This is a genomic window from Limnothrix sp. HT2024, assembly GCF_059138625.1.
On record NZ_CM181121.1, the window covers coordinates 3,590,897 to 3,609,750 of the forward strand.

At 57.7% G+C, this 18,854-nt stretch carries 23 protein-coding genes; 20 read left to right on the forward strand and 3 right to left on the reverse strand.

Annotation, left to right across the window (positions count from 1 at the left end):
- Positions 1-326: 326 nt before the first annotated feature.
- The 17 genes from AC2IAX_RS14630 (at position 327) to AC2IAX_RS14710 (ending at position 13,109) form a co-directional block, all read left to right on the forward strand.
- Positions 327-734, forward strand: a complete 408-nt coding sequence (locus AC2IAX_RS14630) for a hypothetical protein (protein WP_494388127.1) — start codon at positions 327-329, stop codon at positions 732-734.
- A 57-nt stretch (positions 735-791) separates the two neighbouring features.
- Complete coding sequence (locus AC2IAX_RS14635) at positions 792-953, forward strand: hypothetical protein (protein WP_494388128.1); 162 nt, start codon at positions 792-794, stop codon at positions 951-953.
- Between the two features lie 2 nt (positions 954-955).
- Positions 956-1,309, forward strand: coding sequence for a hypothetical protein (locus tag AC2IAX_RS14640; protein WP_494388129.1), 354 nt, complete (start codon positions 956-958; stop codon positions 1,307-1,309).
- A gap of 6 nt (positions 1,310-1,315) precedes the next feature.
- Positions 1,316-2,566 carry an ATP-binding protein gene (locus AC2IAX_RS14645; RefSeq protein WP_494388130.1) on the forward strand — a complete coding sequence of 417 codons (1,251 nt, stop codon included), beginning with the start codon at positions 1,316-1,318 and terminating at the stop codon, positions 2,564-2,566.
- 277 nt (positions 2,567-2,843) lie between these two features.
- Positions 2,844-3,437, forward strand: a complete 594-nt coding sequence (locus AC2IAX_RS14650) for a hypothetical protein (RefSeq protein ID WP_494388131.1) — start codon at positions 2,844-2,846, stop codon at positions 3,435-3,437.
- Positions 3,438-3,443: 6 nt separating this feature from the next.
- Positions 3,444-4,121, forward strand: coding sequence for a hypothetical protein (locus AC2IAX_RS14655; RefSeq protein ID WP_494388132.1), 678 nt, complete (start codon positions 3,444-3,446; stop codon positions 4,119-4,121).
- Positions 4,118-4,570, forward strand: a complete 453-nt coding sequence (locus AC2IAX_RS14660) for a hypothetical protein (protein ID WP_494388133.1) — start codon at positions 4,118-4,120, stop codon at positions 4,568-4,570. Before AC2IAX_RS14655 ends, AC2IAX_RS14660 begins: the two co-directional genes overlap by 4 nt.
- Complete coding sequence (locus AC2IAX_RS14665; protein ID WP_494388134.1) at positions 4,567-5,499, forward strand: hypothetical protein; 933 nt, start codon at positions 4,567-4,569, stop codon at positions 5,497-5,499. Before AC2IAX_RS14660 ends, AC2IAX_RS14665 begins: the two co-directional genes overlap by 4 nt.
- Entirely contained in the window at positions 5,500-5,895 is a 396-nt protein-coding gene (locus tag AC2IAX_RS14670; protein WP_494388135.1) for a hypothetical protein, read from the forward strand.
- The gene (locus AC2IAX_RS14675; protein ID WP_494388136.1) at positions 5,876-6,208 is read left to right on the forward strand and encodes a hypothetical protein; all 333 of its coding nucleotides are present in this window, start codon (positions 5,876-5,878) and stop codon (positions 6,206-6,208) included. The genes AC2IAX_RS14670 and AC2IAX_RS14675 overlap by 20 nt, the downstream gene beginning before the upstream one ends.
- The gene (locus tag AC2IAX_RS14680) at positions 6,208-6,906 is read left to right on the forward strand and encodes a hypothetical protein (RefSeq protein WP_494388137.1); all 699 of its coding nucleotides are present in this window, start codon (positions 6,208-6,210) and stop codon (positions 6,904-6,906) included. The genes AC2IAX_RS14675 and AC2IAX_RS14680 overlap by 1 nt, the downstream gene beginning before the upstream one ends.
- Positions 6,903-9,395, forward strand: a complete 2,493-nt coding sequence (locus AC2IAX_RS14685) for a collagen-like domain-containing protein (protein ID WP_494388138.1) — start codon at positions 6,903-6,905, stop codon at positions 9,393-9,395. The genes AC2IAX_RS14680 and AC2IAX_RS14685 overlap by 4 nt, the downstream gene beginning before the upstream one ends.
- A gap of 341 nt (positions 9,396-9,736) precedes the next feature.
- The gene (locus tag AC2IAX_RS14690) at positions 9,737-10,915 is read left to right on the forward strand and encodes a hypothetical protein (RefSeq protein ID WP_494388139.1); all 1,179 of its coding nucleotides are present in this window, start codon (positions 9,737-9,739) and stop codon (positions 10,913-10,915) included.
- A gap of 300 nt (positions 10,916-11,215) precedes the next feature.
- A complete protein-coding gene (locus tag AC2IAX_RS14695) occupies positions 11,216-11,698 on the forward strand; it encodes a hypothetical protein (protein WP_494388140.1) in 483 nt (160 codons plus the stop codon).
- 53 nt (positions 11,699-11,751) lie between these two features.
- Complete coding sequence (locus AC2IAX_RS14700; protein ID WP_494388141.1) at positions 11,752-12,354, forward strand: hypothetical protein; 603 nt, start codon at positions 11,752-11,754, stop codon at positions 12,352-12,354.
- Between the two features lie 43 nt (positions 12,355-12,397).
- Positions 12,398-12,715, forward strand: coding sequence for a hypothetical protein (locus AC2IAX_RS14705; protein WP_494388142.1), 318 nt, complete (start codon positions 12,398-12,400; stop codon positions 12,713-12,715).
- A 16-nt stretch (positions 12,716-12,731) separates the two neighbouring features.
- Positions 12,732-13,109, forward strand: coding sequence for a hypothetical protein (locus AC2IAX_RS14710; protein ID WP_494388143.1), 378 nt, complete (start codon positions 12,732-12,734; stop codon positions 13,107-13,109).
- Between the two features lie 395 nt (positions 13,110-13,504).
- Here the strand turns inward: AC2IAX_RS14710 and AC2IAX_RS14715 are convergent, their stop codons facing one another.
- On the reverse strand, positions 13,505-14,239 hold the full coding sequence (locus tag AC2IAX_RS14715) for a TetR/AcrR family transcriptional regulator (protein WP_494388144.1): 735 nt from the start codon (positions 14,237-14,239) through the stop codon (positions 13,505-13,507).
- A gap of 334 nt (positions 14,240-14,573) precedes the next feature.
- On the opposite strand from AC2IAX_RS14715, the gene AC2IAX_RS14720 reads away from it, so the two are divergent.
- Together AC2IAX_RS14720 and AC2IAX_RS14725 are read left to right on the forward strand one after the other, a co-directional pair.
- Positions 14,574-14,732, forward strand: coding sequence for a hypothetical protein (locus AC2IAX_RS14720; protein WP_494388145.1), 159 nt, complete (start codon positions 14,574-14,576; stop codon positions 14,730-14,732).
- Between the two features lie 42 nt (positions 14,733-14,774).
- Positions 14,775-16,004: an MFS transporter gene (locus tag AC2IAX_RS14725; RefSeq protein ID WP_494388146.1), complete on the forward strand. Its 1,230-nt coding sequence runs from the start codon at positions 14,775-14,777 to the stop codon at positions 16,002-16,004.
- Between the two features lie 168 nt (positions 16,005-16,172).
- On the opposite strand, the gene apcB is transcribed toward AC2IAX_RS14725, so the two are convergent.
- Positions 16,173-16,679, reverse strand: a complete 507-nt coding sequence (apcB, locus tag AC2IAX_RS14730; protein ID WP_099531842.1) for an allophycocyanin subunit beta — start codon at positions 16,677-16,679, stop codon at positions 16,173-16,175.
- 403 nt (positions 16,680-17,082) lie between these two features.
- Between apcB and glnA the strand changes: the two genes are divergently transcribed.
- Positions 17,083-18,504, forward strand: coding sequence for a type I glutamate--ammonia ligase (glnA, locus tag AC2IAX_RS14735; protein WP_494388147.1), 1,422 nt, complete (start codon positions 17,083-17,085; stop codon positions 18,502-18,504).
- 58 nt (positions 18,505-18,562) lie between these two features.
- Here glnA and AC2IAX_RS14740 read toward each other — a convergent pair whose 3' ends face one another.
- Positions 18,563-18,697 carry a hypothetical protein gene (locus AC2IAX_RS14740; RefSeq protein ID WP_494388148.1) on the reverse strand — a complete coding sequence of 45 codons (135 nt, stop codon included), beginning with the start codon at positions 18,695-18,697 and terminating at the stop codon, positions 18,563-18,565.
- Between the last annotated feature and the right edge of the window lie 157 nt (positions 18,698-18,854).

The following is an 18,854-nucleotide window of genomic DNA, read 5'->3' on the forward strand; positions in this document are numbered from 1 at the left end:
CGCCCCCAATCAACCCCTAGCCACCCCGCCCCGCGCGGGGTTTGGAGACACAAAATGTTCGGTTCAGCAAAGCCCCCCGAAGGCTTGACCCCAGCAGAGTTGCGACAGCGCCTCGTTGACAAGCACCCCGATCCGATTTCGCGACTTGAAGCCCTAGAGATCGCATACGCCCACCTTGAGGCATCCGATCAACCGGAAGACCTCAAGGCGGCTGACGTTATCGATGAAATGATCGACGAAATAATTGCTGCTGACTCGCCAACCTCAGCCCGCCCCCCCAAGTAAACCCTAGTCACCCCGCCCCGCGCGGGGTTTGGAGATTTCAAATGGGCATTCGCAAAGCTCTAAAGCGTCTGTTTTCAGTCGAGGGCATCGCCACAGCAGTAGAGCGCAAGATTGCCAGCGACATGGCCCGCGATCCATCGAACCCTCGCAACGTGGTGGGCGGGACGCTAATCGGAGCCGTCCAGTCCGTCCGAGAGCAAGCCGTTGCGCGTCGTGAGCTTGAGGGCATGGTGCGCGACCACAACACACGGGCCGAGCAACTTGCAGCAGATGTCAAAGCCTTTAACAGTCAGACACCCGAGTGGCGAGCCGCCCATCCCGAGATTCGTTCGTACCTTGAGGCTCGATACGCAGCCCTAACCAAGGACGGTGAACAGATCAAGGAATTGAGCGGCCGCGTCATGGGGGCTGAATTGCAGCCTAAGCAAATCTATTGCAGCCCGAAGTAAACACATCCAACTACGCAAACCCTAGCCACCCCGCCCCGCGCGGGGTTTGGAGTTTTTATGACCCGCCTTGAAGTTGTTGGATTTCTCACCCTTTCGTTCCTAGCCGGTTCTGTGGTCTGCGAACAAATTGGCGCTAAACAAGAGGCCAGAGACTTTGGCATCGCCGCACTGATTGTCCCCACCACCGTAATCGCCGTCGAAGTCCTTCGCGATAAGTAACCATGCAACCCGTCAACATCGACATCGACCTAAACGGCCGCCAGCCCACCGAGCTACGCAATCCCCGCGCCAAGCTGCTGACCCTGGCCGCCTTCCCCAGCCTGCAGCCCGCCAGCGTAGAGGATGCGATCGCCCGCCTACTGGTGGCGATCGGCTCCGGTTTTGGATTGGTGGGAGCCGTCAGCCTGCTACCTCCCTCGCCCCCCGTCTGGGCGCTCCTGGCGTTGGTCAGTGCGATCGCCCTCGCCGTCGTGCTGTTGGTGGTCAAATTCGGCCACTGTTCCGAACAAGCCGCCCTGGCCGTCTACGGCGCAATGGGCGCGGTTTCCGCCTTGATTGCCGTCTTTGTGGGGTAAATCGCCGTGATTTTCCAGCATCTACAGGACAAACACCAAGCCGCCACTGCTCTAAGCCGCGCCACCTGGAGCGCGATCGCCGTGGGTAGCCTCTCAGTGGTGGCCGCCCCCTTGATCCGACACCCCATTGCTCACCTGCTGTTCGGCGGCAACGCGGCCACCATGGGCGGGTTGGCCATCGCGCTCGATCGGCAAAAGCGTAAGCTCGAAACCGTGCTCAAGACCGCCGAGACTGAAGGGGCGATCGCCACGATTGCCGCCCTCCGCCGCGAGCTGGCCCCCGCCCGCATTGAGCAAGCCCTGGCGCTGCCCACCAACACCGACCCGCTGCCCATGGCCCAATGGTGGCCGCAAGTGCTCCGCGCCCGTTTTGTTCAAATCGTTGGGCCCCAAGGCAGCGGTAAGACCACGCTGGTGTTGCGCCTGCTCCAGGAGCGGGCCGCCCAAGGCCACCGGGTCACGGTCTTAGACCCTCACGCTCGTTTTGACCAATGGCAGCCGTGGGAGGTGTGCGGCGCGGGGATGGACTGGCGATCGATCCGTGAGGCGATCGAGGCCTTTTGCAACGAAATTCGCGATCACTACCAGGCGATCGCTCGTGGCCCAGCCCCAGAACCTACCCCCCACACCGTGCTGGCTGAAGAGGTCACGAAATGGGCCGACAACGTGGCCAACGCCGATCGGCTAATCAAGACCAGTTGCGGCGACATTCGCAAGGCTAATCGGTTTCTGGTGATGGCTTCCCACGGCTCAACGCTCGACACCACAGGCGGGGCGAAAGGCTTCGCCAAGGTAATCGAGCAAGCGGCCCTCCGGCTGCTGTTGGACGAATCCCCCGAGGAAATCGGAGCCGCCCAGGGTTGGCTCTACCGTCCCGGCAACCCGGAACCTGTCCGAGTTGCGATCGAACGTTGGGCCCCCACCCCTGCGATCGCAGCAGCCGTCACCGCCTCCGCAATCCCAGGTATTAACGCCGCCCATTTTGCCCTGGAATGGGACTTGAGAGAAGCGATTGAATTACCGCATGAAACTATCGCCAGGGCGGAGGTAAAACAAGAGATTTTAGACTTAGTGCTCGAAGCATTGGCGGGTAGAACCGATTGGCTATCCGTCGCGCAAATCAAGCAACTGCGGCGACCTTTGCAGCGCCTCGACAATGCGGATCTAAAAAGTGTCTTAGACGCTGCCGTGACGATGGGAGACCTCGAAATCGACCAGTCCGGCGCTGTCCCCAAGTACCGTCTAAGAAACGTCTAAGTTTCCCTTGCCACGGTGCTTAGACGCACTTAGACACCCCCGTCTAAGCAGCGTCTAAGACCGTCTAAGCGTCTAAAGACCGTCTAAGCTGGATAAATAAATTTTGCTCACCAATGTCCCCGGCAACTTTCTATTAGTAAAACCTTCTATTTTAGCAAATTTGACTATTAATTATTTGTCTACTAAAAGCCTTGCCAAAAAGTAATTAATTGTGGTTACAATAATCAAGTAAAGATGCAATAATCGCCACGGTTTTAGCTCCTTGGATCGTGGCTTTTTGACCCAAATGCAGCTCAATGAGATCTTTCCGGGCGCGACTCAAACAGAAACGGCGATCGTCATCCCAAAGGCCACGCTCCCAACCCTCACGGCAACCGCTACTAACGGCGGCGATGCGCTGGTGGTGGGGCTTCTTTTAGCCCTGTCGCAGGTTTACGACTCCCGCGTCTTGGGGGCCACCGCGCCGGTCTTGGCCGAGCCGTTGCTGCCGATCCTGGACTGGTGGACGGTTCCGCCAACCAAGGTTTGGACGCTTGCCTTTCTTCTTCGCCAAGTAACGGGGGCTGAAGAGTGGCAGGGCGCGGCCCAAATGCCCGAGCCGTTGAGCGCCGATCCTCCACTTGGCGGCCGTGGTGGTGGTGATGTTGCACCGGTCTTAGCGCCGATCGCACCACTTGGCGGCCGTGGTGGTGGGGCAGTTGCGCCGGTCTTAGAGCCGATCGCAGAACTTGGCGGCCGTGGTGGTGGTGATGTTGCGCTGCTATTGCAGATCGGTGCTGGGGAAGATCGCACCTGGCTGATCGAAGTGGCCGGGGATTGGTCGATCGATCCAGCGGGCGGCCTGGCTGAAATTTTGCTCCTGGAGGTCTAAGGTCTGATGCCAATCACAAGGGGCACGTTTAAGAGTTGGGCCCGATCGCGCCTGGAGCGAGAGATCGCCTATTGCAATTCTTTGTGGGCGATCGCAGGCACCGGCACGATCACTGAAGATTCGACACTGGCCCAGGTGGTGGCCGGGGAGCTGTCGGCGGCGAACTATCAGCGGATCAGCGTCAAGCCCGCAACGACTCCGCCGATCGAATGGTCGGAGTCGTTGCGGCAATGGCAAACCCCTCAAGCCTCCTACGCCGCGCCGATTGCCGGTGGTGCGGTTCTGCTCCCGCGCTGGGTCGTTGTGCTGGCCAACGCAACGGGCTGGGCTTCCGTACCGATCGCCTCGATCACTTCCGGCACGCTCTCCTTTCCCGCCCCCGCAGGGGTCACCCTGGCCACAGGCGATCGGGTGCTGATTTCCGCCGACTCCGGCACATTGCCGGCCGAAATCAGCGCCAGCCAGGTTTACACCCTGCAATCCGTCGCCACCGCCAGCGGAACCACCACCGCTCAGTTACGGGCCGTGGGCGCAACCGCAAACCTCACAATCAGCGGATCGCCGACGGGGCTAAGGCTCCGAAACGCCAGCGGCGAAATCCGCAGTTTTTGGGATCTCGGGGAGCCTTACCCCGCCACAACAGAGTGGCGAGTGCTAACCAACTTCACGGAGAGCTTATTGTGATCCACCCGCGCCTCCTCTCAGTTCCGTCCTTCGCCAAAGCCACCCTCACCACGGCGGTCACTGCCCGCGACGGCACGGGATCTACGCTGCTGTATACGGTTCCCACTACCTACGACTTTGCTGCACCGCCCGCTTTTTCGGCCACCAGTGGGTGGGTTGTCAGCAACTCCACAACCCAAGCCCGGGTTCAAGGGGCACGGATTAATCGGATTCGGGCGATCGCCCGAGGGGCCAGCGCCGAGGGACAGCTCCTAATTTTCCACGGCAGCGATCTGGTTGACCAGGTTTGGCTCCAGGCGGTTAGCACCGTCACCGCCGTGACCGCCACAGCCCAAGCCGAGCTGGCGTTTGCTGAGGGCTGGTTGTTGCCGCCAGGGGCTGAAATCCGCGTCGGGGCCACAGCAGTCACCACCCCGATCACCGTGACCTTGGAGGGATTGCTGGGATGAGGCGCGGCGCACTGATTTCGGTTCCATCGTTGCCGGTCGAGTTTATCGAAGGGGGCAGCGCGACCCTCTCGCCGGGTAAGGAGTATTGGGTCACGGCCGCGGCCAAGCTGACCCTGGCCAAGTCGGCCCGGCTGGGCGATCGGCTGAAGGTGGTCAACAGCGCCGATTTGGCCCTCACGATTTCCGGCAGCGCGATCGGCGGCGTGGACAACACGGGCAACCGCTACGCGGATCAGTCCTCTGTCCGACTGCCGGCCGGCGGCGAAGCGGATTTTGTTCGATCGCGCCGGGGCTGGCGGGCCCGAGGGTGCGATCGCGCGGCCTTGCGATTTGTCTATAACGGCGTTCCGTTGGCGCTAAATGACGGCAATCCCGGGAAAGCCAGTGACCTAATCCACTACTTGGGGGGCGTGTCGAGCTTTGTCAACCCCGCAACTAACGGGGTGATCACAGTTGCAGCAAGTAGCGTAGTTGCTGGCGCTGGACAGCCAACCGTCCTAACTGATCGCGTTGCCACGCCAACCTCGACTGTCCTCAATTGGCAGCCCAATAACCAAGCCAATAGCTGGATCGCCTGGCAATTTCCCACTAATTTTTCGCCGACGGGATTTCTGCTCCAGACAACCACGTACACAAACAACTATCACCCTAGATCTTTCCAGGTCTACTCTTCCAATGATCTGGTTACAGCCTTAACCAGTGCCAGCCCCGTATCGACTTGGACGCAAGGGCCTGGCTGGACAAACCAAGCCCAGATTACGGGCGCGGGGACTTGGCACTTTTTCCCATTTTCGGGGGCTGGGTCTAACCCAGTGGCTCGATTGCCAATCTTGCGGCGGCTGGCAATCCTTTTCAACGGGCCAAGCTCTGACGGTGCGAACTGGTCAACGGTTTGCGAGGTTTGCTGGTTTGGAGATAGCGAGGTTTAAATGCGATTCACCCACGGCGGCTACGACTACGAAATCTCAGTGCCCCCAGGTACTGACCCCGCCGATGCGATCGAGGCGCATCTCTGTGCGATCGATCCGGACTATCGCTGGCTCGCTTTTCGCAGGGCACTCCTAAACGCGCCGGAATATCTGCAAGCCCTGGCCCTTTCCCAGACTTCGGTAGCGGCACTCTCGGCTTTTTCCAACCTGTCCCAGGCGATCGACTTCTGCTGTCATGGGGGCGCTGATCCGCCTGAGATCGCCGCGTTCCAAGCGGCCCTGGCCAATTACCTCGCCGGGCTACCGGACACCGAAGACGGCCAGGCGATCGCCTCTCAACTGCAAACCCTGACCACCAAATACGGAGTTAATCAAGATGGCGGAATCGACTCTTGAGCAAATCTTCCCCGGGGCAACCCAGGACAGCACCGAGATTGTGATACCTAAGGCGGCCTTGAGCATGACCGCGATGGCGGAAAACAGGGCTGACACGATTGTGGCCGCGATCCTTAAGCGGTTTGCCACAGTGCTCACCCAAGAGTCTAGAGACGCGGATCTTGATCGCAGCGTCGTGGTGCAGGAGGGACGATCCTCCCTGGTGCAAACGTTTTCGAGCACTGGCGCTTCGACCGATTGGATTGTTCGGAGTTACGAGGCGAGCCTTTATAAGCTGGCCGACATCGCCCCGGTCAACGCCGACGATTACTAATGGTTGTCCCCTTCCGCCCGCCCAGTGCGTCCGTCCTCCTGGACGGGCAACCCGTCAAAACCTTCCACAGCCCCGACGGGTGGGCGCTGGTCGGGCTGACTCTTTTCTACGGGTCGGTTCAGACCGGCCAAATACAGGTCGGGTTCAATTCCAACGCCTGCCCAAACGGGGGTACTTACTTCCCCTTTCTTTACGATCCGGCGCGGGGCTATGTGGGGCGGTGGGCCCGGGCGGAGGGCTGCTGGTCGGGGAACTGGTTCCCCACAGCGTCTTCGGTCGATTCGGCCTGGGGGAGTTGGTACGCGCCGCCCTCGCCCGTGGGGCCGATTTATGCGCCGGTTTACTCGTTTTACCTGCGCTATGTTCCGAGCGCGATCGCCGCAAATGGCAGCGACGTGAGCGGGCCCCTGGGCGTGGAACCCTACGAAGTCCTATATAGCTCCATGAGCGCCCGAGACGCGGCGATCAACCGGCACACCACGACGATGGTGGGGTTGCTGGTTTGCGACCCTGACACCCAGATCCGGTGCGGGCCGTCGCTCAAGACCAGTACCACCACCTGCTGTTTGGACTGTGCGACGGTGGCCGCTCAATTCGGCGGGCTGGCGGCGGCCCTGCAAAGTGCAGCCGGATTCACCCGCTTAAAAGCCGATGACCTGATTGCCCAAGCGGCGGAAAACCGCAAAAACAACCCATGAGCACTACTTGCGACGGAATTGAGGCCCAACTGGCTGCTGTGCGTGGTTCCCTGGCTGCTCTTACTGCCCAGGTGGCTCGGTTGCGCTTGGAAGGTGGAGGGGGGGGCGGAACCGTGGATCAGGTGGCCAGAAATATGGCCAAACAAGCTTTAGTGGAGGCGATCCGGGCTGATGCCCATGCTTACCGGGCGGAGGCGCGGGCATACGATGCGATCGCCCAAGCCAATGAGGCCAAGGCGATGGCCGCGACGGCTTTGGCGGGATTGGCCGCGATCGGGGTGGCGGCCCTCTGGTCTGCGATCAAGTCGGCTATTTCGCTTGGTTCCAAGGCATTGAATATCGGCGGACAAGGGCTGGCCAAGGCTGGGCAGGCAGCAAGTGCGGCCTCGGACGCGCACGATTTGGCCAATCTGGGTTGTGACCTGGCCGAAAACGCCCGCAAGGTTGGGGTCAAAGCCGATGGCCGGGCCGGGCGGGCCCTGCTCGAAGGCAAAAAAGCTCAAGCCACCGCAGATTACGCCGGCCGACAGTCCGAAGTTGCCCGCAAAGTCGGGGACGAGGCAAACGGCCGATCGAAGATCGGGTTAGCCCGAGCCGAAAAAGCCTTAGATTACGCCGGTACAGCCTTTGACCTGGCCAGCGCGGCCCAAGGGATCGCTGAGGCGGCCCAGGAAATCGCCACGATCGCTTTCAGCACCTCAAACAGCGCTCTCAGCAGCTCCGAAAAGGCTAAGCAAATTGCCCAAGCCGCACTGGGCGGGGTCGAATCGGCCGTAGACCTGGCCTCCAATTCAATGGATATCGCCCGCCGAGCGGAGGCGCGGGCTTTAAAGGGTGGGCCCCCAGGGCCGGCCGGGCCACGGGGGCCAAAGGGCGATTCCGGGGCTGCTGGCCCCGCTGGCCCTGCGGGGAAAGCAGGCAGCAATGGTGCTGACGGCCGGGCCGGCAAAGACGGCAAAAACGGCACTGATGGCACTGACGGTCGAGCCGGTAAGGACGGAAGCAATGGTGCTGACGGCCGGGCCGGCAAAGACGGCAAAAACGGCACTGATGGCACTGATGGTCGAGCCGGTAAGGACGGAAGCAATGGTGCTGACGGCCGGGCCGGCAAAGACGGCAAAAACGGCACTGATGGCACTGATGGTCGAGCCGGTAAGGACGGAAGCAATGGTGCTGACGGCCGGGCCGGCAAAGACGGCAAAAACGGCACTGATGGCACTGATGGTCGAGCCGGTAAGGACGGAAGCAACGGCAAAAACGGTAAGTCTGGAACCAATGGCAAGGCTGGAGCCAATGGTGCAGCGGGGGCTGCGGGGGCTGCGGGTAAGGCTGGGGCCAATGGTGCAGCGGGTAAGGCTGGGGCTGACGGAAAGTCGGGGCGCGACGGTAAGGCTGGGGCTGACGGAAAATCGGGGGCTGCTGGCAAGGACGGCTCCCCCGGGAAGGACGGTGCTGCTGGCAAGGACGGCTCCCCCGGTAGGGATGGGGCTGCTGGCCGCAACGGCACCGATGGGACTGACGGAACCGACGGGACTGATGGCCGCGACGGCCGCGACGGTAAGGCCGGGCGTGATGGGCGTGATGGCCGCGCCGGTCGCGATGGGCGGAATGGGCGCGACGGTAAGGATGCGACAAAGGACAGCGGCAGCGACGGCAGCGATGGAAATGAAGGAGGCGACGACGTGGACACCGCAAGGATTTTGCGCGAGATCGAAAAAGTTCAGAAGGCTGTAGGGGTAACTGAATTCCCGATCACCGTCCCTGAAAACTTGCACAACGATCCAAAGGGATCGGAGCAGATCAAAAACCTGCCTGAGCTAGTGGTTTGGTTGACCAAATCGATCGATGCTTTGGCGGGCTACTGGCCAATTGAGGTGGAATACGAGGACGAAAAAGGCAAAAAGGAGAAAGTCGAGCTGAAAAACATGGCCCACGCGATCGAAGAGTTATTTATGGCCTCGGTCAAAATTGCCCAAGACGCTGATGCCTCCGTGCAGTGTGCCAGCCGCTCTCTGGTGATGTCGATCAAATCCACGATCGCCTCACTTCAAGCCGCCGAAAACTCAGCCGCCAACGCCAAATTCTTGGGCTACGCCGGACAGGCCAAAAAGCGCGAGCTTAAAATCCCTTGCACCCCTGCCGCTGTTGGCACAAATGGCAAATTAGACAACCAAGAAATCGGCGATTTTCTGCGAACTTCCGAGCAAAACTATGTCGGTTGGGAAAACGTTGACGAAGAGACTCTATTGCCAATCGTTAAGCGCACCTTAGAAGATGGCGAAATTGCTCGCAAAGCACTAATGCACCCTCTGGGTGCGACAGCCGCTAAATCCTTTTTGCCGGGCGATTCAATCCGAGAAGGTCGTAAGAATTCAAAGGCTCAGGAGAAGGATTGGGAGAAATTTATTGCTCAAATGAAAGCCCTGGGCATTGATGCAACATCGGTGACCCCACCCAAGACCCCTCCTGTCAATCCTCCGAAGAAGTAACTGTTATGCCGCTAATCCTAATGCGAGCAACGTTGCAGTCAAAAATCGTAAAAACGAAGATTGACCTACAACGCAACGCAGCAAAAGCAGCTCAAAAAGGCGGAAAACTAATTAAGTCCCTGTCTCGTTTTGCGGGATTTGGATTTTCTTCGCTGCTAAAACTACTGCCGCCCTTGGACTTCAGCACGATTTGGGATAGCGTCGTTAACGCTTATTTCACTCTCAAGTATTTCGATTGGAACGCCACGGATCAGGCGTTGCAAGCTCAAATCGACGCAAACAACAAAGCGATTGTTACAGCCGCCGCCTCAGCTCTGGGGACAACTTTGGGGTGGTCAGTCGTGAGACTGGCGAACCTTTGGATCGGTCGTTTTGGCGGAAAATCAAAAGCAGCGGCGGCGCGATCAATCAAAGTTCCGGTGCTGAGTGCCCGCGTAGGATTAGCTCTTGCAGAAGAGGGTAATGAAGAGATTCGGGCGGGGGTTTACCAGTTTTTGACCACCGCCCGCCAAGCGATGATTTCTAACACAATGATCGCGGCTGTTTTGACTGCGCGGCGTAACGAATGGTTCGGCATGTCCTCGATTACCACGGCGATGGCCGACGGATCGATCAACGCAAAAATTGAGGAACAAATTGAAAAGCTTCCAGAATTTTGGCGACAGCCGGTCGAGGAGTTTATCGAATCATTTGAGGAGGCGATCATTGATGCGGGGTATGTGGTCAGCTTTCAGATCGATGATCACATTGCCGCAGTCAAAGCAGCACAGGCAGAACAGCCAATCCGCACGGTTGAAGTTGAGTTTAAGGACTCTGACGAAAAGCTGACGTTTTCGGGCCCGCAGGAACTGGTTAAGCAGTCCGTTATTAACGCCTTGGCCACCCGCGAAGTGTTAGCCGATCGCGACGTGGGACAGGTCTTGGGCTATCCGATCACTGAACAGGAGTGGAATCCAAAGTTGCAACTCCGCCAACTCAAAATCACTTACAGCAGTCGCCCCAAGGCTCCCTGGTGGGTTGAGCCAAAGAAGCGATCGAGCAATTATCAGACCGGCAACAGCGCCACCGGCAAAAAAGAGACTCAGAAGCGGGCCCGCCGTGCCGACATTACGATCCCAGATGTGCGGCCAGGGCTGACCTGGCAGGAGATCAAGACCGCGGCCGGTACCTACCGGCGTGGAAACTTTTTGGTGTCGATGATGCTGGAAAGTGGGCGTGATATGCAACTTTGGGCCGCCACACCGGCCGAGGGCCGCCAAACCCTCCTACGCCTGGCGAAGCTCTCTCAGTTCGAGCCGATCGAAGGAACCCTCCGCGCCGAGGAAGTGTTGGATCTGAACCCTGCTCGCAAAAAGCCGATCGACAAAATGCACCCGGTGTTTTTTGTGCTGCTGTGGCGGAAACAGTCAGTCAAACCAGACGGCAAAATCTCTTGGGACGGACAGACCTACAACGAAAAAATCCAGAAGATTGACCTGTGGCCGGCTGAAGCTCCCAAGGAATACGAACCGGCTCGTTAGCTCTGTGATCAATAAACTGGCTTTATGTGCCCTGAGATAGGAATTTCGTGCTCGTGTTTCTGGACGTTTTCATTTCGGCTTAGGCGGAAATGAAAACGCCTGCCAGTGCTCCATGCTAAAACCCCCTTCGGGATTCCATAAGCTATCTTTATACTCCCAGTGGGTGCAGAAAATCTTAATAATTGCCTGAAACCCTTATTCCGAGCCTAAGAGACGGAAGCCAAATTTTCTTTTAAGGACGGCTTGCAACTCGATCAGAGCGGTGTCAAGGTCAAGGGGTAATCGCTATAGGCAACAGCCATGACTGTTTTTGCTCCCGGCTCTGGCGGCTCGTTAAAGTCAACCACCGTTGAAGCGGCTTTCCTCGAATTGGTTGTTCGGGCTGCCAACGCACCTCGACTGACGACCGCGCCTGAAGACGCATCAATTACCTATCAGCTCGATTCCACGACGGGGCTGATCCAGGGCGCTATGGTGATCCCGATCGAAACCTCCTTGACGGGTGGCTTGATCACCACCAATCCTGTCCCCTTTGTTGATGAAACGGGCTACACGACTGGATCGGGCGGCGACCTGGCATCTAGTGGGCTGATCGACAACCTGGTTGAACTGGCCTACAAGGTCAACGAAATCCCGGCAATCAACGCTGAAAACCCCGGTGGGCTGGATCTTTCGGCCGACCTGGACGCGAAGCGCGTAACGGCCTCGTTTACTTGCCCGGTGACGATCTCGGTAGACTCCGCAGGCAAGCCGATCCTTACCGCCGTTGATTACTTGGTTTAGGTTTCGATCACTTGGTATCAACCAAGGCTTAGACCGTAGTAGGTAACAACATCATGGCTAGCAGAAATACGGGAAATCCCCCGCAATCAGATCAGGTTCAACTGTCCCTTGAAAATGCCACGCCTGATACGTCCGATACAGCGGCACGGGCGGCAGACTCCGACAAAGCGCAGAAATACCTTCCCGTGATTTTCCCTTTGCGGGGAGGAAGGTTTTTGGGGGGGTATGTCAAGTCTGACTTCATCAAAGTCTTCAATATTGACACCAACGCAAGCACGACATCCGCCAGCCAACCGGGATCCGTCGAGGTCAACGTTGGTAAGCGAGATGAAACGGCTTCCGCTGGCGACAACTCCCCTTCCTCTTCGCAGGTTAGCAAGACCCTCAAAGGCAAGGGGACACGCGCCGAACTGCCGCGCGGGAAAACAGTCCGAGTGGCTCTGGGTACGCTCACCAGTAAAAGGAATATGCGTTACGCGCATATTCGTGTGCCTAGCTCGATGTCTTCAATCGAGATCGCAAACTGGATCAAAACTTGCTTCCGCACCAACATGCCGCAAAATTTCCAGGTTGGCCGCACTCGCTATGTCACAGAGGCACTGGCCAAGGAAATTGGCAAGTTGCCTTTGACCAAGGCGATGAAGGGTGGTGAGTAATCCCCAATTCAGATTGAGGGGTAAAACGCCCTTAGTTGCCCAAGTGGACAAAGCGGGGCGGTTTTCACCCCTCACTCCTAGCCGGGTGGGGGGTGGATTCCAGGCCCGCCAACTGGCTGTGGCGGTCACCAGCAAATCAGCTCAACCCTGGTGGCAACAAGCCGGCCGCCTGGATGTGCTGACAAAGTTTGTGCGATCGGGGGGTAGTCCTCTCGAGGTTGTGCTCAAGTCGGTCTCCGTGCCCCTTGGAGCTGTGCCGTTATTAGTGGATCTGGGTGCAGAGCCGGTGCAAGTGTCGCGATTGATTTTCGCGCCGCATCGCTGGCTTGCCGCCGTCAGCGTCGAAGTCTGGTCTCTCTAGGGGCAGGGTAGGAAAAATGCTGGATCAAATAGTCCTGGACTTGCGGGAGCGGCTGGGCCGCGTGGAAGTGACCCTCTATGGTTCCGGCGATTCGATCGCTCGCCTGGTTGCCACAAACCAGGCCCAAATGGAGCAGTTATCGAAACTGCCAGAACAAATCAATGACTTAGAAAACCGCACGATCCTGCTCGAAAACCGAGTCGGGTCGCTTGAGGAGCGGGTCAAACGGGCCCGCACTAACCTCCACCTGCGAGAGCTTATTGCCTTGGTCGATCGAGTGCCAGGCGGCTGGCGCACGATCCTAATCGCCTGGGGCGGGGCGACGGCCGCGATCGATATCGGTCTCGACTTGGTAGGGATTTCCCGGATCCTTAAAAACTTCCTTGGGCTTTAAGGATCGATTTAAGGATCTGGCGATCGCACCATCAAACGGGCACTTTTCGGGGCGATCGCCCCGGGGAATCCCCCCACGATCTAAGGCGCGTTTTAAGGTTGCTTGGCAGTCCAAAATCTGGATCCCTTGCTACCGGTGAGATTTGGAAAAGGTGTCGGGGTCTGCAAATCCTTTACCCCCAGTTCGAATCTGGGTGCCGCCTTTTAAAGGAATTCAATCAATTTCGGCAATTGGTTAACCCCGGTAACCGGCCCAAGGCCTTGTGCTGCACCCGCTGCTCAGCAATTCCCGAACAGCGGGTGCAAATCGCTCTGGAAGCGTGCAACTGCGCTCGGTAATCCTCAAATCAGGCGATCGCCTGCTGCTGACGCGGGTTGAGCCTCCGAGTCAATCGATCAGTCTGCAAGGATCTCGGAGTCTTCAAAATAATTGGCTAGATAACTCAACATTAATTTTTTCGCTTCCTGAACTAAGCGGGTTTGTGCCAAGTCCGTCTGCCCGAAAGTAAACCATAGCAATGTGCCAATTCCCTTGACGATCACAAAGGCGATCGCCTCATAGGTTTCTGTCGTTTGACCGGGATAGCGATCTTGAAAATATTCAATGTAACCCTTGATCAGGCGCTCGTCATTTTCTGCATCAATTTCGGCCAGTTCAGGCAGTCCTTGCAGGGGCATGAGAATGGCTAAATAGCCCGGGTGGGTTTTCAGAAATTGATCGAAAGAATCAACAATCCGATCAACATAATCCTTAAGGGATAGATTGTTAGCCTCTGAGGCATGAAGTTGGAGAAATAACGCATACATCTGATCGTTATAGCGCTCTGCCAAGGCTCCGACGATGGCGTTTTTGTCGGGAAAAAACTGATAAAGCGACCCGATCGGGACTTCTGCTTGGGCCGCGATCGCCTGGGTGGTGGTGGCGTTGTAGCCTTCGGTAATCAAAAGTTTTTCAGCCACATCCAAAATTCGATTCACGCGGGCTTGGCTGCGGGCCTGGCGCGGTTTCTTGCGGGCGGCTGGTTTGGGAGGGGCTTTGGTTCCGGGAGTCATCATGCGTTGCACTGTGGCCAGTAGGGGGCTTGACAAAAAACGAGGATCGCTCATATCTTGAATATGAGCAAATTTCATATTTATCTTTCCACTTCAAGGTTCCTATGTCTAGTTCCCCACGCTGAAGCCATTTTTGATTGGGCTTAATTAAGCTTGATTGGATTTTCTGGAGCTTTTTCTCGGACTTTCATCGCTGAATACGACGTTTCACCGGCTCAACCGTGTGTTTAACGTGGCGTTTTTATATCGAGCATTTGAAATAAAAAGTGCCCCCTCAGTCCTCAATCCCTTGAAACCTATGCTGCGGACGATTTCAAAACTCACGCTAACTCCAGCATCTGCCCCTGCTGAATCGGAGCCTGCTAGCAACCGGACTCGCTGGCCCTGGGCACGTTTCTGGCGCTGGGGTCGCTTGCGACTTGCTCCTTGGATCTTGCTGCTAACGGCCGGGTGGAACCGCATTTCCGCTTGGGGAGATCAAGACCACCACGAGCGATCGCGCTGGTTGGTGGCCCTCAGTCGCATCAATTTTGTGGCGGTGTATGGATTGCTGAGTGAACTGCTGTGGTGAACGGTTTGAGTCGGTGATTGCAATCAGTGTGAGGTGCATCCCATGTTGAATTTAAAACGATTGCGATCGAGACCGGCCCGACAGTTTGTGTATCTGTGGGCGGGTCAGACCCTAATTTTCTGTGCTGCACAAATTTGGTTGGTGGCCCTGACTTGGTTGGTGTTGCAAGAAACCCAATCCGGTTGGGCGGCGGGGTCGGTGTTGATGGCGGCGGCGATTCCTCGGGGGCTGTTGATGTTGCTGGGGGGAGCCATGAGCGATCGCCTGCCCACCAATCGGGTGGCGGCGCTGGCGGGGGCGATCGCGGCCCTGGCGATCATGGGCGTGGTGGGGATGCTGCTGGCCGATCGCTTCTCTTTGGAGGGGATGATTGCCATTGCGGCCCTCTTTGGTTCCCTGGAGGCCTTTCTGTATCCCGCCGTTTTGGCCCTGTTGCCGAAACTGGTTCCCGCCGATCGCCTGTCTCAGGCCAATGCTTGGATGCAAGGCAGCGAACAGATTACGAATGTGGTGGGGCCGGCGGCGGCGGGCTTGGCGATCGGGGCTGTGGGGTTGACGGCAACTTTTACCCTCAATGCCCTGTTGCTGTTGCTCGGCAGTCTTTGCATTTTCCTGGTGCAACCCAAGGCTCCCGGGCGATTGCTCCAGGCCGCTCAGGCAGCGCCCAAACAAGCCCTGGCCGCCGAAATTGGCGAAGGGTTGCGCTACGCCTGGCAGCGATCGGACATTCGGATCGGGTTGCTGCTGATTGCGGCCATTAACTTTGCCATTCTGGGGCCGATCGTGATTGGTGTGGCCCAACTGGTGACCGTGCGCCTCCAGGGCAACGCCACCACCTTTGGATCGCTTCAGGCCGCCTATGGCGTGGGGGCCTTGCTGGGCGTGGTGATTGCGGGGCAGCTCAGCGCGATCGCCAACCTCAAAACGCCCCTGGCTTGGTTGGCGGGGGCCTTGGGATTGGGGTTAATTGCCCTGGGCTTTGTTCACAGCACGGCCCTCGCCGCGATCGCGCTCGGGGGGATGGGGATCGGTGGCGGCATTGTGGGTGTGCTGGCCATGACTTGGCTGCAACAGCAAACCGCCTTCCACATGCAGGGGCGCATGATGAGTCTGATTATGTTCGCGGCGGTGGCCTTGGATCCCTTTTCGCAAGCGGCCTCGGGTGCGTTGTTGGAAATCAGCCTTACCGGGCTGTTTGTGGCGGCGGGGATCATCATGTTGTTGACGGCAATGGGCGCGGCGATCGGGCCGGAAACTTCCCGATCGGCCTGAAATCCCAAACCCTCAATAACCGTTGATTAAACCGTTGATTAACCCCAACGTATATCCCGAAAGCATTCACCCAAAATCCACAAGCCTGCATCCAACCAAAACAATCGCCCGCAGAGGCCCCAACCTCCACGGGCGATGTTTCGCTGGACTTGCCCATCGGGCAAAATCCTAGATGTCCGACTCGCTCAGTTCGCGGGTCATGTAATCAAACGGTGCATCCACCACGCTGGCATCCACACCGGCCGCCGTCACCAGCGACTTCACAATATCCTTCATAATTTGGATGCCGCGCACCGTCGGAGCCGGGGGCACACCCAACGAGTTGTAGGTTTCGCGCAGGCCGTTCAGCACACGCTCATCCAACACATCCGCATCCGCCGCCACGATCGCATAGCTGGCATAGCGCAGGTAGTAGTCCATATCCCGCAGACAAGCCGCATAGCGCCGAGTGGTGTAAGCATTGCCACCCGGACGAATCAGCTCGGGCACTTCCTCAAACAAAGCCAAGCCCGCTTGCTTGACAATATCCGCCGCATTGGCATTAATCACCGATGCCGCCTTGATCCGAGCTTCACCCGACGCGAAGTAGGCCTTCAGGTCGTCCATTGCGTCGCGATCGAGGTAGCGACCCGTAATGTCATAGTTTCTGATTAAAGTCGTCACAGCATCGCGCATCATGAGCGATTCTCCCAACAGTCTTTATCGAAGAGAAATATTGACAGTAGCCTACATTAAGGAAGCTGCTTGTCTTAAACTCGTCCCGGGACTCGGCTGAAATCGCTACACATCAGACGGTGTAACGGATTTCTGCGGCGACGCTCGGGCCCCCTCAATCATCGCACACCGCAGCGCCTAGCCCAAAGTCTCAGCACTAAGTTTTGTATCTCCCCTCAGCAGAGAAATCGTAGTTTCTGATACAAAAACCGCCCTAGCCTCTCTTTAGGATGTGACGAATGTAGCGCTACCCCGAGTAAGCGTCATTCATTAGGTTTTGCTCTAAGCGCAACCGTGACAGAGGGGCAGTGCCTCGCATCTATTCCAAAGAGCGACTAAACAAACAGGTTCAAGGAGTTCGTTCATGACGACTGCCCAAGATGTCTTGAAAATGATTCAAGACCAAAATATCGAGATGATCGACCTGAAGTTTGTCGATCTCTTCGGGATCTGGCAGCACTGCACCTTCCATCGCAGCCTTATCGACGAAGAAGCCTTCACCGAGGGCGTGGCCTTTGATGGTTCCAGCATTCGCGGTTGGAAGGGCATCCAAGCTTCCGATATGTCCATGGTGGCTGATCCCAACACCGCCTGGATGGATCCGTTCATGGAAGTGCCCACCCTGAGCATGGTCTGCTCAATCAAAGAACCCCGTACCGGCGAGTGGTACGATCGCGACCCCCGTTCGATCGCGGCTCGCGTGTTGGGCTACCTGCAAAGCACCGGCATCGGCGACACCGTATATTGCGGTCCCGAACCGGAATTTTTCATCTTCGACGACGTTCGCTACGGCCAAAACGAGCACGAATCCTACTACCACGTGGACTCGATCGAAGCCCAGTGGAACTCGGGCCGCATGGAAGCGGGCGGCAACCTGGGTAACAAAATCGGCTACAAGCGCGGCTACTTTCCCGTGGCCCCCAGCGACACCCTGCAAGACATCCGCACGGAAATGCTGCTGACCATGGGCAATTGCGGCGTGCCCATTGAAAAGCATCACCACGAAGTGGCAACCGCCGGCCAGTGCGAGCTGGGCATGAAGTTCAGCGACCTGATCAGCGCCGCTGACAACGTACTGACCTACAAGTACGTGATCAAGAACGTGGCCAAGAAGTACGGCAAAACCGTCACCTTCATGCCCAAGCCGCTGTTTAACGACAACGGTTCGGGGATGCACACCCACATGTCCATTTGGAAGGACGGCCAGCCCCTGTTCTTCAGCCCCGATGGCTATGCCAATTTGAGCAAGATGGCGTTGAACTTCATCGGTGGTCTACTGAAGCACGCACCCGCTGTGTTGGCCTTCACCAACCCCACCCTCAACTCCTACAAGCGCTTGGTGCCGGGCTTTGAAGCGCCGGTGAACTTGGCCTACTCGGCCGGTAACCGTTCGGCTTCGATTCGGATTCCGCTGACCGGCTCGAACCCCAAGGCCAAGCGCCTGGAGTTCCGTTGCCCCGACGCAACCTCCAACCCCTACCTGGCCTTCTCGGCCATGCTGTTGGCGGGTCTCGACGGGATCAAGAACGAAATCGATCCGGGCGAACCGCTGGATGTGGACATCTACGACCTCAGCCCCGAAGAACTGAGCAAGGTTCCTTCGACTCCCGGTTCGCTGGAAGGCGCGCTGGAAGCCCTGGATCAAGATCGCAGCTTCTTGACCGATTCGGGTGTGTTCACCGATGACTTCATCGACAACTGGATCACCTACAAGCTGGATGCGGAAGTGAACCCGATGCGTCTGCGTCCGCACCCCTACGAGTACGCGCTGTACTACGATGCCTAATTCCCAACGGGGTTAGGGGGCTGAGTTGCGCTGGGGCCGATCGCCCCGGCCAGCCCAACTAGTAATTCTGAAATTGAAGAAGCGATCGAGCCGTTTGCTGTGTTGGCAAGCCCGGCTCGATCGCTTCTCGTTGTTTGGGGTTGGACTGTTCGGGGCGATCGGGTGGAGTCAGGACTGAAATCACGCAGATCATGATGGTTGATGACAGTTGCCAGCGAAGGACAGTGAACGGGCCAGTCATCGTGCTTGAGATTTCAGACTGCTCTCGGCTGTCGATCTGGATTAAAAATGAAATTTACTCATATTTTGCTTGACAAGACAAAAATGCTGCTGATATTCTAAAAACATGA

What these genes read in the sequence shown, in the direction of transcription:
- AC2IAX_RS14695 (WP_494388140.1), top strand. Translation starts at nt 11,216, where the DNA reads ATGACTGTTTTTGCTCCCGGCTCTGGCGGCTCGTTAAAGTCAACCACC.
- AC2IAX_RS14675 (WP_494388136.1), top strand. Translation starts at nt 5,876, where the DNA reads ATGGCGGAATCGACTCTTGAGCAAATCTTCCCCGGGGCAACCCAGGAC.
- apcB (WP_099531842.1), bottom strand. Translation starts at nt 16,679, where the DNA reads ATGCGCGATGCTGTGACGACTTTAATCAGAAACTATGACATTACGGGT.
- AC2IAX_RS14635 (WP_494388128.1), top strand. Translation starts at nt 792, where the DNA reads ATGACCCGCCTTGAAGTTGTTGGATTTCTCACCCTTTCGTTCCTAGCC.
- AC2IAX_RS14740 (WP_494388148.1), bottom strand. Translation starts at nt 18,697, where the DNA reads ATGATCTGCGTGATTTCAGTCCTGACTCCACCCGATCGCCCCGAACAG.
- AC2IAX_RS14680 (WP_494388137.1), top strand. Translation starts at nt 6,208, where the DNA reads ATGGTTGTCCCCTTCCGCCCGCCCAGTGCGTCCGTCCTCCTGGACGGG.
- AC2IAX_RS14685 (WP_494388138.1), top strand. Translation starts at nt 6,903, where the DNA reads ATGAGCACTACTTGCGACGGAATTGAGGCCCAACTGGCTGCTGTGCGT.
- AC2IAX_RS14665 (WP_494388134.1), top strand. Translation starts at nt 4,567, where the DNA reads ATGAGGCGCGGCGCACTGATTTCGGTTCCATCGTTGCCGGTCGAGTTT.
- AC2IAX_RS14725 (WP_494388146.1), top strand. Translation starts at nt 14,775, where the DNA reads ATGTTGAATTTAAAACGATTGCGATCGAGACCGGCCCGACAGTTTGTG.
- AC2IAX_RS14640 (WP_494388129.1), top strand. Translation starts at nt 956, where the DNA reads ATGCAACCCGTCAACATCGACATCGACCTAAACGGCCGCCAGCCCACC.
- AC2IAX_RS14655 (WP_494388132.1), top strand. Translation starts at nt 3,444, where the DNA reads ATGCCAATCACAAGGGGCACGTTTAAGAGTTGGGCCCGATCGCGCCTG.
- AC2IAX_RS14710 (WP_494388143.1), top strand. Translation starts at nt 12,732, where the DNA reads ATGCTGGATCAAATAGTCCTGGACTTGCGGGAGCGGCTGGGCCGCGTG.
- AC2IAX_RS14700 (WP_494388141.1), top strand. Translation starts at nt 11,752, where the DNA reads ATGGCTAGCAGAAATACGGGAAATCCCCCGCAATCAGATCAGGTTCAA.
- AC2IAX_RS14670 (WP_494388135.1), top strand. Translation starts at nt 5,500, where the DNA reads ATGCGATTCACCCACGGCGGCTACGACTACGAAATCTCAGTGCCCCCA.
- glnA (WP_494388147.1), top strand. Translation starts at nt 17,083, where the DNA reads ATGACGACTGCCCAAGATGTCTTGAAAATGATTCAAGACCAAAATATC.
- AC2IAX_RS14715 (WP_494388144.1), bottom strand. Translation starts at nt 14,239, where the DNA reads ATGAAATTTGCTCATATTCAAGATATGAGCGATCCTCGTTTTTTGTCA.
- AC2IAX_RS14630 (WP_494388127.1), top strand. Translation starts at nt 327, where the DNA reads ATGGGCATTCGCAAAGCTCTAAAGCGTCTGTTTTCAGTCGAGGGCATC.